Origin of the sequence: Flavobacterium sp. NRK F7, assembly GCF_024054195.1 — a bacterium.
In the GTDB taxonomy this organism is placed as follows: Bacteria; Bacteroidota; Bacteroidia; order Flavobacteriales; family Flavobacteriaceae; genus Flavobacterium.
Genome location: NZ_JAMXLB010000001.1, coordinates 1,276,509 through 1,295,005, shown reverse-complemented (window position 1 = coordinate 1,295,005; position 18,497 = coordinate 1,276,509). Strand labels below are relative to the sequence as shown.

17 protein-coding genes are annotated in these 18,497 nt (G+C 31.9%); 8 read left to right on the top strand and 9 right to left on the bottom strand.

All coding sequences use genetic code 11. From position 1 onward, the window contains the following. The first annotated feature begins 284 nt into the window (after positions 1-284). The 4 genes from map to NHF47_RS05505 are packed head-to-tail and all read left to right on the top strand — an operon-like array spanning position 285 to position 5,626. Positions 285-1,103 (top strand): type I methionyl aminopeptidase, encoded by an 819-nt coding sequence (map, locus tag NHF47_RS05520; protein ID WP_252763992.1) that lies wholly within the window; start codon positions 285-287, stop codon positions 1,101-1,103. 47 nt (positions 1,104-1,150) lie between these two features. After that, positions 1,151-1,918: a DUF3667 domain-containing protein gene (locus tag NHF47_RS05515; protein WP_252763991.1), complete on the top strand. Its 768-nt coding sequence runs from the start codon at positions 1,151-1,153 to the stop codon at positions 1,916-1,918. Positions 1,919-1,924: 6 nt separating this feature from the next. Beyond that, complete coding sequence (locus tag NHF47_RS05510; protein WP_252763990.1) at positions 1,925-2,695, top strand: class I SAM-dependent methyltransferase; 771 nt, start codon at positions 1,925-1,927, stop codon at positions 2,693-2,695. A gap of 6 nt (positions 2,696-2,701) precedes the next feature. Then, positions 2,702-5,626 (top strand): DEAD/DEAH box helicase, encoded by a 2,925-nt coding sequence (locus NHF47_RS05505; RefSeq protein WP_252763989.1) that lies wholly within the window; start codon positions 2,702-2,704, stop codon positions 5,624-5,626. Positions 5,627-5,638: 12 nt separating this feature from the next. Here the strand turns inward: NHF47_RS05505 and NHF47_RS05500 are convergent, their stop codons facing one another. The 8 genes from NHF47_RS05500 to NHF47_RS05465 form a co-directional block, all read right to left on the bottom strand. Further along, complete coding sequence (locus tag NHF47_RS05500; RefSeq protein ID WP_252763988.1) at positions 5,639-6,667, bottom strand: FAD:protein FMN transferase; 1,029 nt, start codon at positions 6,665-6,667, stop codon at positions 5,639-5,641. Then, positions 6,645-7,010 (bottom strand): Na(+)-translocating NADH-quinone reductase subunit F, encoded by a 366-nt coding sequence (locus NHF47_RS05495; protein WP_252763987.1) that lies wholly within the window; start codon positions 7,008-7,010, stop codon positions 6,645-6,647. Before NHF47_RS05495 ends, NHF47_RS05500 begins: the two co-directional genes overlap by 23 nt. Positions 7,011-7,090: 80 nt before the next feature. After that, on the bottom strand, positions 7,091-8,404 hold the full coding sequence (gene nqrF / locus NHF47_RS05490; RefSeq protein ID WP_252763986.1) for an NADH:ubiquinone reductase (Na(+)-transporting) subunit F: 1,314 nt from the start codon (positions 8,402-8,404) through the stop codon (positions 7,091-7,093). Between the two features lie 2 nt (positions 8,405-8,406). After that, the gene (nqrE, locus tag NHF47_RS05485; protein ID WP_140997116.1) at positions 8,407-9,165 is read right to left on the bottom strand and encodes an NADH:ubiquinone reductase (Na(+)-transporting) subunit E; all 759 of its coding nucleotides are present in this window, start codon (positions 9,163-9,165) and stop codon (positions 8,407-8,409) included. A gap of 3 nt (positions 9,166-9,168) precedes the next feature. Continuing rightward, complete coding sequence (locus tag NHF47_RS05480; RefSeq protein WP_140997117.1) at positions 9,169-9,873, bottom strand: NADH:ubiquinone reductase (Na(+)-transporting) subunit D; 705 nt, start codon at positions 9,871-9,873, stop codon at positions 9,169-9,171. Between the two features lie 4 nt (positions 9,874-9,877). After that, positions 9,878-10,603, bottom strand: coding sequence for an NADH:ubiquinone reductase (Na(+)-transporting) subunit C (gene nqrC, locus NHF47_RS05475; RefSeq protein ID WP_252763985.1), 726 nt, complete (start codon positions 10,601-10,603; stop codon positions 9,878-9,880). Between the two features lie 2 nt (positions 10,604-10,605). After that, positions 10,606-11,808, bottom strand: a complete 1,203-nt coding sequence (locus NHF47_RS05470) for an NADH:ubiquinone reductase (Na(+)-transporting) subunit B (RefSeq protein ID WP_252763984.1) — start codon at positions 11,806-11,808, stop codon at positions 10,606-10,608. 29 nt (positions 11,809-11,837) lie between these two features. Continuing rightward, positions 11,838-13,184, bottom strand: coding sequence for a Na(+)-translocating NADH-quinone reductase subunit A (locus NHF47_RS05465; protein WP_252763983.1), 1,347 nt, complete (start codon positions 13,182-13,184; stop codon positions 11,838-11,840). Between the two features lie 193 nt (positions 13,185-13,377). Here NHF47_RS05465 and NHF47_RS05460 point away from each other — a divergent pair, with 193 nt between their 5' ends. From NHF47_RS05460 to pruA, 4 genes are all read left to right on the top strand, one after another. Next, positions 13,378-14,628 carry a DUF5103 domain-containing protein gene (locus NHF47_RS05460; RefSeq protein ID WP_308219258.1) on the top strand — a complete coding sequence of 417 codons (1,251 nt, stop codon included), beginning with the start codon at positions 13,378-13,380 and terminating at the stop codon, positions 14,626-14,628. Further along, entirely contained in the window at positions 14,628-15,689 is a 1,062-nt protein-coding gene (locus NHF47_RS05455; RefSeq protein WP_252763982.1) for a DUF3667 domain-containing protein, read from the top strand. The genes NHF47_RS05460 and NHF47_RS05455 overlap by 1 nt, the downstream gene beginning before the upstream one ends. Before the next feature lies 1 nt (position 15,690). Then, complete coding sequence (apaG, locus tag NHF47_RS05450) at positions 15,691-16,077, top strand: Co2+/Mg2+ efflux protein ApaG (protein WP_140997123.1); 387 nt, start codon at positions 15,691-15,693, stop codon at positions 16,075-16,077. Positions 16,078-16,178: 101 nt separating this feature from the next. Then, on the top strand, positions 16,179-17,807 hold the full coding sequence (gene pruA, locus NHF47_RS05445; RefSeq protein WP_252763981.1) for an L-glutamate gamma-semialdehyde dehydrogenase: 1,629 nt from the start codon (positions 16,179-16,181) through the stop codon (positions 17,805-17,807). 58 nt (positions 17,808-17,865) lie between these two features. On the opposite strand, the gene rsmG is transcribed toward pruA, so the two are convergent. Further along, positions 17,866-18,495 (bottom strand): 16S rRNA (guanine(527)-N(7))-methyltransferase RsmG, encoded by a 630-nt coding sequence (gene rsmG / locus NHF47_RS05440; protein ID WP_252763980.1) that lies wholly within the window; start codon positions 18,493-18,495, stop codon positions 17,866-17,868. Positions 18,496-18,497 lie beyond the last annotated feature (2 nt).

Genomic DNA, 18,497 nt, shown 5'->3' with positions numbered 1-18,497 from the left:
TAATATTTAAACTAGCAATGTATTGAGTTACAAACCATTTACTAAATCAAAATCAAATTACTTCTAGTTAATTAAAACAAAAAATGAAGTGTTTTTTGTACTTCCCTAATTAATTTTAATAAGTTCGTTTTTTAATCTCACCTATCTATAACTAATTAGTCACGCTTTTAGAATCAATTTTAATTCTATTATATATTTATTCTCTCAGAAAATTTTTCTAGTATTTAGAATACCTTAAAAAATACCATATAAAATTGTATTTTTGCTTTTTGAATTGGATTATTATGATTGTTATAAAAACGAAAGAAGAAATTGAATTAATGCGAGAAAGTGCCCTAATTGTTTCTAAAACATTAGGTATAATTGCCAAAGAAATTAAACCTGGTGTAACCACGCTATATTTAGATAAAATTGCAGAAGAGTACATTAGAGACCATGGTGCTGAACCTGCATTTTTAGGCATGTATGGTTTTCCCAATTCTCTTTGTATGAGTCCAAATACACAAGTGGTGCACGGTATTCCAAATAATACTCCTCTCCAAGAAGGTGATATTATTTCCGTAGACTGTGGTGCTTATAAAAATGGTTTCTATGGAGATCATGCCTATACTTTTGAAGTGGGTGAAGTAGAGGCGGCAACCAAAAAATTACTTCAAGTAACCAAAGAATCACTTTATGAAGGTATTCGTGCCACTAAAGTGGGCAACCGAGTAGAAGACATTGGCTTTGCCATTCAACAATATTGCGAAAAACACGGTTATGGAGTGGTTCGAGAGTTATGTGGTCATGGTCTAGGAAGAAAAATGCATGAAGACCCAGAAGTTCCAAATTATGGCAAACGTGGCAGGGGTAAAAAATTAGTTAACGGAATGGTTATTGCTATTGAACCGATGATTAATATGGGTACTAAAAACATTATTCAACATAGAGATGGTTGGACCATTACTACAGCTGATGGAAAACCTAGTGCGCATTTTGAACATGATGTGGCTATTGTCGATGGAAAACCCGAATTACTTTCTACTTTTGCCTATATCTATGATGCTTTAGGAATTACGAGTAATGAAGAAGAAGGGTTAAGACAACAAGCATTCGTATTATAATTTTATAAAGAAATCAACCCATTACTTTCCGATATAAAACAAACACCATGAACTGTAAAACATGTGACAACCTATTAGAGGATCAGGATAAATTTTGTTCCAATTGTGGGGCAAAAATAGTTCATGATCGATTATCTTTTAAAGGAACTATGGAAGAATTTGTTGGCCCTTTTTTGAGCTGGGACAACAATTTTTGGAGAACTTTTATAGGTTTATTCAAACAACCCAAGGATGTTTTAGAAGCATATATTAATGGTGCTAGAAAAAAATACTTTCAGCCCTTTTCTTATTTAATTTTATATACCACAGTAGCTGTACTTTTTTATAAGTTGTTTCCCTTGCCTGACATTTATGATTTTACAGCTAATTTTAACAAAGGTGCTACTGATCCTAATGTACCTCAAATAGATATGAAAAAGTTCTATAGTTCATTCTATAATTACTATAATTTTATCATCATCTTAACAATTCCCATATATTCCTTATTAACCTATCTTACCTTTAAAAGAAAAGGAAATAATTTCTTTGAGCATTTGGTATTCAATTCGTACATGCAAACGAATATTGGATATGTTTCCATACTCATACAAATTCTATTATTACACCTTCTACACCAACCTTCACCGTTTTTTACCATACAAATTTTATTTTCGGTTTGTTTTAGTATCTATGTTTTTAAGAAATTGTACCATTTAAATGCGAAGCAAGTTGTTGTTGCTATTTTGAAATTTTGGGGTTTAGCCTTATTGGTATATATCATTTTGTCAATTCTTATAGGAGGTATTGTAATTTTAACTATGCTTCTATCAAAGTAACTATACATGAAAAAGATTTTCAAGTTTATCCTCAATACTATTCCTCGACCGCTACTCATTCGATTGAGTATTTTTGTGAGACCTATTATTGCTTTCGTACTTAAAGGAAACAAGTATACAGATCCAATAGACGGAAAAAGTTTTTCTATGTTTCTTCCCTATGGTTATGGTACCCAAAGAAATAATGTTTTATCTCCAAGTACATTATCTTTAGAAAGACATCGTTTACTTTGGTTATACCTCCAAAATGAGACGAATTTCTTTACCTCTGAAAAAAAATTAGAAGTTTTACATTTTGCTCCAGAACAAGAGTTTTACAAACGATTCAAAAAGCAAAAAAACCTTTACTATACCACTACCGACTTACTTTCACCTCTCGCAGATGTAAAAGCAGATATTTGTAATTTACCTTTTAAAGACAACACGTACGATATTATTTTTTGCAATCATGTTTTAGAACACATTCCAGATGACACTAAAGCAATGCAAGAATTATATCGCGTTTTAAAACCTGGTGGAATGGGAATCTTTCAAATTCCTCAAGATTTATCTCGAGCTACTACTTTTTCTGACGATAGCATTACGGATCCAAAAGAGCGTGCCAAAATATTTGGACAATATGACCATGTAAGAGTTTATGGACGCGATTATTTTGATAAATTAAGGAGTATTGGTTTCCATGTAAAAGAAGTAGATTACACCCAAACACTTTCTAATGATTTAGTAGAAAAATACTGTTTAGCCAAAGGAGAAATCATCCCAGTTTGCTTTAAATAATTAGATATGCCCATTTCAAAAGAGACAAATCATGCTTTAGTATTTGATTTATCTTATCATCCCATTTTAGAAACCTACACTCCTTCTGCTTATATTGTTGAGCAAAATGAAGGTGTTTTATCTTATATCATTAAAATTGCTAACTCCAAAACCATTGCAGAATCTGAAATTGAATTAAATGCAATCGAACAGCAATTATTAAGCATTTGTGATAAACTGACTCCCAAACAAATACTTTCAAAATACAAAATTAAAAATAAAGAAGCGAAGCGTTTAGAACTGCTTTTAAGTGATGCAAAAGTAAAAAAACTGGTCTCTCATTTTGTTGCTTTTTCCATGGAAAATTTTTTTAAACTAATATCATCTACAACTATTCCTTTAAGTATTGATTTAAACAAAAAAGACGTTTTTAACAAACAACAACTGGTATTTGCATCAACGCCATTGGAACCCAAATTTTATTTTTCCAAGACAACCGAAAACCTGATTTACCGTTTGAGTTTATTGGATAACCAAAATGAATTTTTCCCTTTTAAACAAGAGTTAAAAATTGTAATGAACGAACCCTCTTGGATTACTTTCGACGGAAAAATATATCATATTCAACATATTAATGGAAATAAATTAAAACCTTTTTTACAAAAGAAAGAAGTTATCATTCCAAATAAAAACAGTATTGAATACTTTAATAAATTCATCAAGAATGTGATAAAAAAAGTTCCTATTGAAGCGGATGGATTTAGTGTTATAAAAGACAGTTCTTGTAAAGGTTGCATTATAAAGCCTAGCTTATCAATTACACATAAAATATATCTGTTAGAAGTTTTTTTTGTTTATGAAGATTACACCTTCTCAATTACCGATGAAAAAAACTCACATATTAGTTTGAATTATAATGAAAATAATGAGTTTACCGTGCTTCAAACCGTTCGAAATAAAAAACAAGAAGCTGCATTTGTAAAAGAGCTTGAAGCTAACGGATTATTATTTCTAAATTCAAAGTTTGCATCGTTCACCAATGCCATTAATGAAGTTTCAGAATATTACAATATATTGGCATTAATAACTAAGCAAGATAAAATTGTAAATACAAATATCTCTATCGATTGGAATATAAACGGTAAGTTAATCAATACCGCAACTTATAAAATTGCGTCCCATTTTGTAGAAAACAAAGATTGGTTTGACATTGAAATGACCATTGAAATAGGCTCTCACACCTTACCCTTTTCTGCAATTATTCCTTATTTGAAATCAGGCAATCGTTTTTATGAACTTCCAGATGAGAGTATTTTTATAATACCAGATGAGTGGTTTAGCAAATATAAACCACTAACCGATTTTGGGAAACAAAAGAATCATTTAATCCAAATTCAGAAAAACCAATTTACATTATTAGAAGAAACAGGAATCGCTACAGAAAATAATTCTTTCAATAAAGAAATTATTCCTTATGATACAACTGGCAACATTCAAGCATCTCTTCGAAACTATCAAAAAGAAGGCGTGAATTGGTTGGTAAAAAATTATCAATTGGAACTTGGCTCCTGTTTGGCAGATGACATGGGGCTTGGAAAAACCATTCAAACATTAGCCTATTTGGATTTTGTTTTTACCCGTTTTGAAGAGGATTTTTCAACAGTACAAGAAGACGAATCTTCATTGGATTTATTTAGTACAGCTCAAAATAAAGAAAAAAAGTTAAAAGCATTAGTCGTTGCTCCTAGCTCCTTAACTTATAACTGGTTTAATGAAACCAAAAAATTTGCACCTCATTTTACACGATTAAATTATACCGGTTTAGATCGAAAAATAAAACGTAAAAAATTAGACAAAGTAGACTTAGTTTTTACTTCATATGGCTTGTTATTGAAAGATATTGCTATACTAAAAACAATCCCGTTTCATTTTTTAATTATAGACGAAAGTCAGCAAATAAAAAACAGAAATTCTAAGATTTACAAAGCCATCAATACCATAAATGCCACTCATAAAATATCTTTAAGCGGAACTCCAATAGAAAACTCCTTGAGTGATTTATGGAGTCAAATGCAATTTGTAAATCCTAATTTGTTAAACAGCTTTACTTTTTTTGACACTTATTTTAAAAAACCAATTGAAAAACAAAAAGATGTTCAAAAAATTAAAGAATTAAAGTCGCTGATTAATCCTTATTTATTGAGAAGAACCAAAATGGAAGTAGCTCAAGATTTACCTGAAATTTCTGAGCAACTATTTTATTCTGAAATGAGTGAGCAACAAGCCAAACTATATGACAATGAAAAATCAATTATCAGAAACTATTTAATTGATAAAAAAATAAATGCTATAGAAGCCAAGTCAAATTCCAAAATTTCCATTCTCAATGCCTTATCTAAATTACGACAATTAGCGAATCATCCTATTTTAATTGGTGAAGAAATGGATTCAGGTAAATTTTCAGATGTAACGGCTTATATAGAAACATTGGTACAAGCCCAACAAAAAACATTAATTTTTAGTTCCTACACTTCTCATTTAAAAATCTATACCGATTGGTGTGAGAAACAAAAAATTAACTATTGTCTTTTAACTGGTAATACCCCTTTAAAAGATCGAGAGAAACAAGTGGCTGCTTTTCAAGAAGAAGACTCTCAATTACTTTTCTTTATTTCTTTAAAAGCAGGCGGAACGGGTTTAAATTTGACAAAAGCTTCCTATGTTCTCCTTTTAGACCCTTGGTGGAACCCTTTTGCAGAATTACAAGCCATTGGAAGAGCACATCGTATCGGTCAAAAAAACCAAGTCAATGTGGTTCGATTTATAGCGAAAGACACAATAGAAGAAAAAATAAATCAATTACAACAAAATAAAAAAGATATTTCAGACGCTATTATTGAAAATACAATTCCAGAAGAAATTTTTGACAATATTAATTACATTTTAGAATAATAAACCATTACATTATTTTAATTGTAATTTTTGAAAATTTGGTGTCGTAAATTGCTGCAATTGATTTTTGTCATCTGCATATAAAATCATAATATATAACTCAGTATGCTTTTCTGTAAAAGCTTGTATATCTTCCAAAGGCATCAACATAAAAGCAGTTGCATAACCGTCTGCCATAACACATTTTGGAGCTAAAACCGTAGCGCTTAAAATATTGTTTTTTTCTCTTTTACCTGTTTTAGGATTAATAATATGAACAAATTTTTCTCCAGTAATAGAATCTGTAATTACTTTTCGATAATTTCCTGAAGTTGCCATACCTAGATTTTCAATTCCAATGGTAACAATTAACTTTCTTTGATTGGGCTCTTGCAAAGGATCATCTATTCCTACAACCCACTTTTTATGATCGATGGTATTACTACCTATTGCTACCAATTCGCCTCCTATTTCAACAATTGCATTTTTAATTCCTTTGGCTTTTAAAAAATCGATTACTACATCTACAGAATAACCTTGAGCAATAGCATTAAAATCGAAATAAGTTTGAGAATATTGCTTAGAAATAGTCAAATCTGATTGTAATTGTACTTTATTAAAGCCTACATATTGCAACAAACTATCCACTTCTTTTTGAGATACATTTTGATGCTTTTTACTTGGACCAAAACCATACGCATTAATTAAAACTCCTACAGTTGGATCAAACAAACCATCGGTTTCTAGAAAAATTTGTTTCGATGCACGGAAGGTTTCGACAAATAAATCATCCACAACTATTGTTGAATCTCCAGCATTCAGCTTTGCTATTTTAGAATCTGGTCTATAGGTAGATAACGATAAATCAAAAGCTGTAAGTAAGGAATCAATCTGACTTTTAACAACAATTTCTTCTTTTGCGATGTATTTTATACTATAGGTACTACCTTGTGCTTCTCCCTGAATTATAAAAAAATCGTTTGTTGCTTCTTCTTTTTTATCTTGGCAAGAAATCAAAACAAAAAGAAATAATAGGTAACTATAAAAGGGTTTGATATCCATTGTAATTAATTATATAATCAGAATTTCTGTATATTGGTTTTTCAAAATCATCCGCGTTAGCTATACCCACACCTGCAAATAAAACTTTGGCGTTTTTGGTTTTCGCATGATTTATAAATGTTTCTATAAATAAAACATTCGGTTCATCAGGGTTAATTGGATAAGGAACAGCTTGAACCATTACAAAGTGAAGGGTATTTGTTTTCTTATCAACACAAACAAATTGAGGATGTTTTTTTAATTGACTATTAATGGCTATAAACTCAAAACCATTTTTTTCTAAGTCTTTCCCCACATGGCTCATAGCAATTTGATGCAATTCTTGTTCTGTTAATTCTTCCATACTACAAAAGTACAAATTGATTGGGTAGAAATAAAAAAACCGTTCTAAAATAAGAACGGTTTTTATTTATTATTTTTAGATTATCCACCAAAGTCGTCAAATCTAATATTTTCAGGATCTAATCCAAAATCTTCTCCCATTTTTTGAACGGCTTTGTTCATCATTGGAGGTCCACAAAAATACAATTCAATATCTTCTGGGTTTTCATGTTGAGATAAATAGTTATCAATTACCACATTGTGAATAAATCCAACAAATCCATCTCCTTCTCCATTGATTCCGTCTTTTACTTTCCAGTTATCTTCTGGTAATGGTTCTGACAAGGCAAGATAGAACTTAAAGTTAGGGAAATCTTTCTCTAAAGCTCTAAAGTGATCCGTATAGAATAACTCTCTCTTAGAACGTCCACCATACCAATAGGTTACTTTTCTTCCTGTTTTTACAGTACGGAATAAATGATACAAGTGAGAACGCATTGGTGCCATTCCAGCTCCACCACCTACATATAACATTTCAGCTTCTGATTCATTAATAAAGAACTCTCCATAAGGACCAGAAACCACCACTGGGTCTCCCGCTTTTCTTGAGAAAATATAAGATGAAGCCACACCAGGATTAACTTTTGCCCATCCATTGATGTTTCTATCCCAAGGTGGAGTTGCCACACGTACATTCAACATAATTTTTCTTCCTTCAGCTGGGTAAGAAGCCATAGAATAAGCTCTTTCAACTAACTCATCGTTTTTCATTACTAATGGCCATAAATTGAATTTATCCCATTCTGCTTGGAATTTATCTGGTTCACCAGGATGTTCAACAGGGTGTGCTGTAATATCTATATCCGAATATTTAACTTCACATTTAGGAATTTCAATTTGAATATATCCGCCTGGCTCATAGTGCATATCATCTGGTAACTCCACAATGAATTCTTTAATAAAAGAAGCCACGTTGTAATTAGAATATACTTTTGCTTCAAATTTTTTGATACCGAATACTTCTTCAGGCACCTCAATTTTCATATCTCCTTTTACTTTCACCTGACATCCTAAACGCCAACCTTCTGCTAATTCTTTTCTATTGAAATGAGGAGTTTCAGTAGGCAAAGCTTCTCCTCCACCTTCTAAGACTTTACATTTACATTGAATACAAGTTCCTCCACCTCCACAAGCAGATGGCAAAAATATTTTTGAACTTCCTAATGTAGATAATAAAGAACTTCCTGAATTTACTTCTATTTCTTCTTCACCATTGATTTTAATTTTAACAGGTCCTGAAGGAACTAATTTTGCTTTAGCAAACAAAATAACCGCTACTAAAACCAATAATAAAACCAAAAAGGCAACTACTGTTGTTAAAATTAAACCTGTAGTACTTACTTCTAATGCTATCATAATTAATTTTGTGCTATTTCGGTTAATGAATCTTTTACAGTTTCCACAGCAGTCGAATCCGTTTTTACTTCTTCAACTGGAGTCACTTCTTTCATTTCAGTTGGAGGAATTGCTTCCACAACTTCCTTTTTAGGAGCTTCATCACCACCTGTTAACATTCCACCGAAAGACATAAATCCGATAGCCATTAAACCTGTCAAGATAAAAGTAATACCTAATCCTCTGAAAGCAGGTGGCACATTAGAATATCTGATTTTTTCACGAATGGCTCCAATCGCTAAAATTGCTAAAAACCATCCAATACCAGAACCTACACCGTAAACTGTTGCCTCCGTAATATTATTAAATTCTTTTTGTTGCATGAATAAAGATCCTCCTAAAATCGCACAGTTTACAGCAATTAACGGCAAGAAAATACCTAATGAATTGTATAAAGCAGGCGCAAATTTCTCCACAATCATTTCTACTAATTGAACCATTGTCGCAATAGTTGCAATAAATAAAATGAACGTTAAAAAGCTTAAATCATAATCTACATACTCATCCCCTAACCATACTAAAGCTCCTGGTCTAAGCAAGTATTGATCTAATAAGTAGTTTAATGGTACCGTTACTAACATAACGAAGATTACCGCAGCTCCAAGTCCTACAGCAGTAGAAACTTTTTTAGAAACCGCTAAGTAAGAACACATTCCTAAGAACGTGGCAAATACCATATTATCAATAAAAATTGACTTTAAAAATAATTGTAATAAATCCATTTCTTAGTGTGTTTCTTCAATTAAACTTTTATTTCTTGAACGTTGGAAACCAATAATTAGTCCCAATGTAATTAAAGCCATTGGTGCTAATAACATGAATCCATTGTTTTCATATCCTAAGGCATATAAACCTGAAAGTTCGCCTTTAATTGGATTTCCTAGTAAAGGGTGTCCTAAATATGTTTTTCCTAGACCAAATAAGTCACCAGAACCTAATAATTCACGGAAAAAACCAACAATTACCAAGATAACTCCATATCCTAATCCGTTTCCAATACCATCTAAGAATGATTTCCATGGTGTGTTACCCAAAGCGAATGCTTCAAATCGTCCCATGATGATACAGTTCGTAATAATTAATCCAATGAAAACTGATAATTTTTTTGCTAAATCGGGTACAAAAGCTTTCAAAGTTAAATCTACTAAGATTACTAATGTTGCCGCTACCACTAATTGAGTAATAATACGAATGGAATTGGGTATGATATTACGCATTAATGAAATCACTACGTTACCCATAGCTGTTACGAATATTACCGATAAAGCCATAATAACAGAAGCTTTTAATTCTGCTGTAATTGCCAAAGCAGAACAAATACCTAATACTTGAACCGTAATTGGATTATTATCTGCTAAAGGATCTTTTACTAGTCCAAGATTCTTTTTTGAGAACAATGGCTCTTTTTCTTTTGTTTTAGTATCTGCCATAGTTTTATTTTTTAAGGGTTTCAAAGTAAGGTAAATACAAACCTAAACCTTTTTTCAACATAGCTGTTACACCATTTCCAGTAATTGTAGCACCGGAAATTGCATCCACTTCGTTATCCGTTTTGTCTGTATTATTAGGATCTCCATTTGATTTAGAAACCGTTACCGATTTAAAATCTCCAGATGGGCCATAAATCATTTCACCTTTAAAATCATCTTTAAAGAAAGGCTCCGTAATATTAGCTCCTAAACCTGGCGTTTCACCTTTGTGGTCAAAGAAAACACCATAAATTGATTTTAAATCATCATTAAGAGCAACATATCCCCAAATGGCATCCCATAAACCGTTACCTCTTACAGGAACAATGTAAATGGTTTTTCCATCTTTTACCGCTTCAAAAATAGGCAAACGTTGCGTTTTACCTTCTTTAGCCGCATTTTGCTCTTTTTTAACATCAATTAAATAAGCTTCTGCATCCTCTGTAGCTGTTGTTCCTTCAACAACAAATTGTTTTTTAATATATTGATTGAACATCTCTGTTGCATTCGCACGAGTTGCTTCTACTCCTATTGAACTTAAAATATCTAATTGCGTTTTAACTTTATCATTGTTAACACGCATGTCTTTTGTTGCATTTGCAAAGAATGCCAACAAAGAACCCACCACTACTACTAATATTACTGCGAATACAATAGTATATATGTTTGAATCTGTACGTTTTGTTGACATAATTAAGCAGTTTTAAGTTTTAATCGTTTCATTCTTCTCTTCACATTTGCCTGAACAACATAATGATCAATTGTAGGAGCAAATACGTTCATTAATAAAATTGCCATCATAACCCCTTCTGGATAAGCGGGATTGAAAACACGAATTAATATAGAGAATAAACCGATTAAGAATCCATAAATGATTTTACCTGTATTCGTTTGCGATGCTGATACAGGATCTGTTGCCATAAATACAATACCAAAAGCCAAACCACCTATTAATAAGTGTTGCCAAAATGGTAAGTGCATTAGACCATAGAACTTACTTCCTTCTACGATAGCTCCAGAATCTACTAATCCATTAAAGATTAATCCCATTACTGCGGCACCAATAACTGCAGAAATCATGATACGCGCACTTCCAATTCCTGTAAAAATCAAAAACAAACCAGCTAATACAATTAAAAAAGTAGAAGTTTCTCCAACTGAACCAGGAATGAATCCAAAGAATGAGTTCATTGCATCCCAATGCTCAGGAAGTGGTTTATTTTGAGCTAAAGCTCCTAAAATAGTTTCTCCAGAAATAGCATCAACACCATTTGAAGCTTTTAAACCATCAACAGCACCATGCACCCAAACTTTATCTCCAGACATCCATGCTGCCCAGTTAAAGAATAAAAATGCACGAATTGTTAATGCTGGATTTAAGACATTCATACCTGTACCACCAAATAATTCTTTACCGATAATTACTCCAAATGCAACTGCAACAGCTAACATCCATAAAGGTAAATCGATAGGAACAATAAGAGGCACTAACATACCTGTTACTAAATACCCTTCTTCCACTTCGTGTTTTTTAACCGTAGCAAAGATAAATTCAATACCTAAACCAACTCCATAAGAAACTACTAATAATGGAAGTATCTTTTTCAATCCAACTAAAAAGTTGTCTAATGTGAAAAAATCAACAGCTTCAAAACCATTAATTTGTCCATTCATTTGGTAACCTGCATTAAACATTCCGAATAATAAAACAGGAACCATTGCCATAATAACCGTGTTCATTACACGTTTTAAATCGGCAGCATCTCTAACATGTGAACCAGAATGTGTTGTTATGTTAGGCATATAAAGAAAAGTGTGCAACGCGTTGAACGATTGTTCCATTTTAGTACCGCGATACTTTTCTTTTAAATTATGTAAATTTTGTTTCAAACTCATTTTTTGTGATTTTAAATTTCTTAAAGGGATTAACCTACTTCTTTAATCATTAAGTCTAATCCTTGTCTCACAATTCTCTGATGATCTTGTTTTGAAACATCAACAAATTCTGTTAAAGCAAAATCTTCAGGAGCAACTTCATAAATACCTAAAGCTTCCATTTGGTCAATATCTTTAACCAAAATAGCTTTCAATAATTGCATTGGGTAAATATCAAGCGGACAAACTTTTTCATACTCTCCAGTTAACACAAAACCTCTGTGCTCTCCGTTTGTATTTGTATTTAAGTCGTATTTTTTATTTGGTGTTAAAAAAGAGAACATCATAGCTCTGTAAACACTAAATTTATTAGGTCTAGGGATATTCCAACCAAAGAAATCGTAATCGTCACCTTCTGGAATAACAGTAACTTGATTATGATAAAACCCTAAAGCAGCATCTTTAGTTTTCTTATCACCTGTTAAAACATTTCCACTAATAATTCTGTAATTACCTTCTTTTAAATTTCCAGCAACAACATCATTAATTTGAGCACCCATTAAAGCTTTCACATAAGAAGGTCTTTCAAAACCAGTACCTGTTAAAGCAACTATTCTTTCTGCGTTAAATTTTCCTGTTAAGAACAATTCACCTATAACGGCTACATCTTCTATTTGAACAGTCCAAACTTTTTCACCTTTATTGATAGGGTCAATTTTAGCAATTTGAGTAGAGACTAATCCTACAGGATGTACACCTTGCCCTTTGTGCACCACAACTCCTTCCACAGAAGGCATAAAATCAGCTTTTGAATCCACTGTTACATGAACTTTTCCTGAAGTTAACTTTGTTAAGGCTGCAAAGCCAGCTTCTAAAGCCTCCTTTTTTCCATTTAAAACAAAATTTAAATCCCCTTCTAATGGTGCTGAATGTATTCCAGAAACAAAAATAGCTTTTGGTGTATCTGCCGAATTCGCAACAACATCATACGGACGTTGTTTAATGAATGGCCAACAACCAGAAGCTAACAAATGTTCTTTAACTTCAGAACTCGACGAAGATTTTGGATTTATTTTGCTATGCTCTACGTAGACATCTTGAGAATCAGCAAGTATTCTAATCTCTAGAATAACTCTTTTTTCTCCACGAATAATTTCTTGAACGGTTCCACTTACCGGTGACACGAACTTTACAGCTTCATCTTTCTTAGAAAAAAAGATGGCTTCACCAGCTTTTACAGCAGCTCCTTCCTTTAAAATCATCTTAGGAGTGACCCCATGAAAATCAGAAGGTTTAATAGCATAGACTTTCGATCGGGTAGCATTTGAAAGTTGTTTTTCCGCTTCACCCTTCAACTTAAGGTCTAAACCTTTTTTAATTCGAATGTCTTTTGACATGTTTATTGAAGATATGGTTAGTACTATTTTATAAAACGTGCAAATTTAATTAATTAAGAAACACTACTCCAAAAATATAGCAATTGATTTTCATTATTTATACTTATTCTAAATTATCAAAAAATATCCATTACAGCATAAATTTTGCGCTACTATTTAGAGATTTACTATTTTTACAAAAAGTACAAAAAACATGATGATTAAAAAAATTATCTTACTCTTTTATTTTCTTTCTTTTACAGCTATTTATGCACAAAGTGAAAGCGAAACTGAACCTCCTTACAACATCAAAACCATTTCGTTTGTTCAAAACAATAAAAACGTATTACCTTTTTTTAGATTAGGTGAAACTTTTGAACTACAATTTGATGATTTATTTGGAAATGAAGCAGATTACTATTACACCATAACTCAATACAATTATGATTGGACGCCAACTACTTTAGCCAAAGTAGAATACCTAACTGGATTGGACAACCAAAGAATAATCACCTATGAAAATTCTTTTAACACACTCCAACTGTATTCGCATTATCGCCAACAATTTCCAAACAAATACAATCGTATAACTAAAAGCGGAAATTATATCATAAAAATCTTCAACGACGAACAAGAGCTTGTTTTTTCAAGAAAATTCATCATTTACGAAGAAGAAGTTCAGGTAGCAACCGAAGTGCGTAGAGCCCGTGATTTTGAAAGTTTAAATGAAAAACAAAACATTGAAATTGCAATCAATTACGGAGATCTATTGCTTCAAAACCCAATTCAAAATGTAAAAATTACAATTTTTAAAAATGGAAATTGGAAAGAACAAATTTCAAATATAAAACCCCAATACACTATTGGTTCTGAATTGATTTACAAATATAACAAAGAAACCCAATTTTGGGCTGGTAATGAATTTTACACACTCGACAACTCTCAAATTAGAGTAACCAACAATACGGTTTCTAGAGTAACGGCTGGAGATATTTACAATTCACACCTTTATGTTAACAAAGCCAGAAAAAATGGGATATATACCTATTTTCCTGATTTCAACGGAAACTTTATTGTCCTAAACAGTAATTCAGAAAACTCAGAAGTCGAAGCAGATTATTCTTGGGTATATTTTAGCCTTGACGCACCTAATATGTTTCACAATGAATCCATCTACATCACTGGCATGTTCAATAATTACGCCACAAACGAAGAGAATAAAATGACCTACAATGAAGAATCTGGACTATTTGAAAAAGCCATTTTAATCAAACAAGGTTATACTAATTATCAGTACACTCTTTTAGATAAAAATAAAAAAATTGATTATCAAAATGCCCTTGATGGGAACTATTACCAAACCGAAAACAATTATACTGTAATTGTATATTACAAAGGAAACAATGATCGTTATCATCGCGTGATAGGCATTTCAAACACTAATAGCGAAGGAATAAGAAACTAATGATTCAAAGAAAATTCAAACAATATCGTGGTTACGAATGTTTAAACTGTGAAACGCCATTAGACAGTAGCGAAAAATATTGTCACCATTGTGGTCAATTGAATTCCACTAAAAGACTTACTATATCCGATTTTATCGAAGAATTTCTATCAAATTTCTATGCTTATGATTCAAGATTAAGAAATTCAATAGTTTCCATGTTTACTAAACCTGGTGTTTTAGCCAAAGAATTCAACGAAGGGAAAAGACAAAAATATGCAAATCCATTCCGTTTGTTTCTAAGTGTTTCAATCTTGCTTTTTTTAACGATAAGTTTAGCAGAGAAATTTTCTGATTCTCAATCCAAGAACAACAATACTGTCAATATTAATAATCCTAAAGAAATTGCAGCAGTTGGTCAAGATAGTTTGGCTTTTTCAAATGCATCTCAATTAAAGAATGAACTTAAAGAGTATAAAAATCTAAACAAAGATTCTATTTACACCAAAGAAGAATTAGACAAAAGTTCGATTGGCTTCTATTATAAATTTAGTTCTTTTCGAAATTTTCATATTAAATACCCTAACAAAACAACCGCTCAAGCACTAAAGGAATTAGGCTATGACGATACACAGTTAAATCATTTTTTGTATAATAAATCTATTTTATTTAAGACCAATAACATCAAAAATGAATTAGCAGAATATTTTTATCAAAAACTACCCTTTTTAATATTTTTATCTCTACCAATAATCACCATTATCTTTTGGATGGTTTTTTATTCCAAAAAAATAAATTATACCGAACATTTAATTTTTTCCTATACTTTTTTCACATTTCTTTTTATATGCCTCATATTATTTAATAGTATTGCCCTTTTTAGCGAAACTATCTCTGAATTTTTAATTGCCATAAGTACATTATTCATATTCCCATATTACCTTTATCGATCACTACGTAATTTTTATCAACAAAATCGTTGGAAAACCGTTTTAAAATTCATAATTTTGAACCCACTATTTGGTATATTTTTATTAATTTCATCATTGATAATGATATTCTTAGGAATACTTTTATTTTAAAATGGTAACACAAATAACAAAAGGCATTAAAATTTCTGTTCAGACTAGTTTTGAAGGTACTTACTTCAAAAACTACAAGATTCACTTTGCCTTCAGTTACGAAATAAAAATTGAAAACCATAGTAAAGATTCAGTACAATTAAACACTAGACATTGGGAAATTTACGATGCTCTTAATAACAAGGAAATTGTTGACGGTGAAGGAGTCGTTGGAAAAAAACCAGTTTTAAAACCAGGTGAAACACACACATATACCTCTGGCTGTTTGTTATCTTCTCCTATTGGAGCCATGAAAGGTTTTTACAACATGATTAACTTTACAACTACCAAAAGTTTTAGAGTTATCATTCCTACTTTTAAGTTTAGTGCTCCTTTTGCTTTAAATTAATTTTAGCACTCTTTTTTCTGCAACAATTGTTGCCTACTATCCATTATTTTTTTCTTAAATTTGCCCATCAACATATACTAATTCATTAAAAATAATATCTTATGTTAAAAGGATTTTTTAACGTTCCAAAAGCTGTAAATGAACCCGTTAAAACATATGCAGTTGGCTCAAAAGAAAGAGAAGCAGTTGCAAATGCTTACAAAGAAATGTGGAATTCTAAAATTGAGGTTCCATTATACATTGGTGACCAAGAAATAAAAACGGGTAACACACGCACCATGTCTGCTCCTCATGATCATAAACATATTGTAGGAACTTACCATTTAGCAGAAAAAACACATATTACACAAGCTATAGATAATGCTCTTGAAACCAGAAAAAAATGGGCAGCCATGTCATGGGAAAATAGAGCCGCTATATTTTTAAAAGCTGCCGAATTGATTGCTGGACCTTATCGTGCAAAAATTAATGCAGCCACAATGATTGCACAATCTAAAACGATTCATCAAGCCGAAATTGATGCAGCTTGTGAATTAATCGATTTCTTACGTTTCAATGTGGAATATATGACACAAATCTACAAGGAACAACCTAATTCTGATTCCTCAACATGGAACAGATTAGAACACCGCCCTTTAGAAGGCTTTATCTATGCTATTACTCCATTTAACTTTACAGCTATTGCAGCTAATCTTCCAGCAAGTGCTGCCATGATGGGTAATGTAGTAGTTTGGAAACCAAGTGATAGCCAAGTGTTTTCTGCAAAAGTAATTATTGATATTTTCAAAGAAGCAGGATTACCAAATGGCGTAATCAATGTAGTATTTGGTGATGCTATCATGATTACAGATACTATTTTAGCTAGTCCAGATTTTGCAGGCATTCATTTCACGGGTTCCACCCATGTATTCAAAGATATTTGGGCTAAAATTGGAAACAACATTAATACCTACAAAACCTATCCTAGAATTGTAGGTGAAACTGGTGGTAAAGATTTTATCATTGCACACCCATCTGCAAATGCGAAACAAGTTACCACAGGTATTACAAGAGGCGCTTTTGAGTTCCAAGGTCAAAAATGTAGTGCCGCTTCAAGAGTTTATCTTCCACAAAGTTTATGGCCTGCAGTGAAGAATCAATTGGAAACCGATTTAAAATCAATGAAAATGGGATCTCCAGAAGATATGTCAAATTTCATTACCGCTGTAATTCATGAAGGTTCTTTCGATAAATTAACCTCTTACATTGATCAAGCTAAAAAAGATGCCGATGCAGAAGTTATTTTTGGTGGAAACTATGACAAATCAAAAGGATATTTTATTGAACCGACGGTTATTTTGACTACAAATCCAAAATATACCACTATGGAAACTGAATTATTTGGCCCAGTAGTTACAATTTATGTATACGAAGATGCAAAATGGTCAGAAACCCTAAAATTAGTAGATGAAACTTCTGAATACGCTTTAACCGGAGCCGTGTTTAGTACCGATCGATTTGCCATTGAAGAAGCGACTGTAGCATTACAAAATTGTGCAGGAAACTTCTACATTAATGACAAACCAACTGGTGCTGTTGTAGGTTGCCAACCTTTTGGTGGTGCTAGAGCATCTGGAACAAATGACAAAGCAGGTTCGGTATTGAACTTATTACGATGGGTTTCTCCAAGAACAATAAAAGAGACTTTTGTTACTCCAGAAGATTACAGGTATCCGTTCTTAGGAAATTAAAAGATATTTTAAATAAAAAACGCTATCGAATATGATAGCGTTTTTTATTTGAAATATATTATTTCTTATGTTTTAAAGGCAAATAGACTACTTTTTTAGTTTCAAAAAAATCTTCTTCAAAAAAATCAGCTAAATTATATTGAACCGCATTCGGAAAAGCAGTCAATTCCTCTGTTAAATCACCGCCTTTTAAATATAAGATTCCATTTTTCAATTCGTGTTTCGAATCTTTGACAGTTCTATCAGCAACCCATTTCACAAAATCAGGCATATTAGTAACGGCACGACTTACAATAAAATCAAAATTCCATTTTACCAATTCGGCTCTTTTCTGTTCCGCAACCACATTCTTTAACTCTAAAGCTTTAGCTACTTCTTGAACAACTTTTATTTTCTTTGCAATTACATCAATAAGATAAAATTCAACTTCAGGATACATAATCGCTAATGGAATTCCTGGAAAGCCTCCTCCTGTTCCCACATCCATAATCTTACTTCCTTTTTTAAATTCTAAAATTTTTGTAATCCCTAAAGAATGCAGTACATGCCTCACATACAATTCCTCAATATCTTTTCTTGAAATTACATTAATTTTCGAATTCCAATTTTCATACAAGTCTTTCAGCATCTCAAATTGTTTTATTTGATGCTCACTAAGATTTGGGAAATATTTTAAAATTAACTCCATTG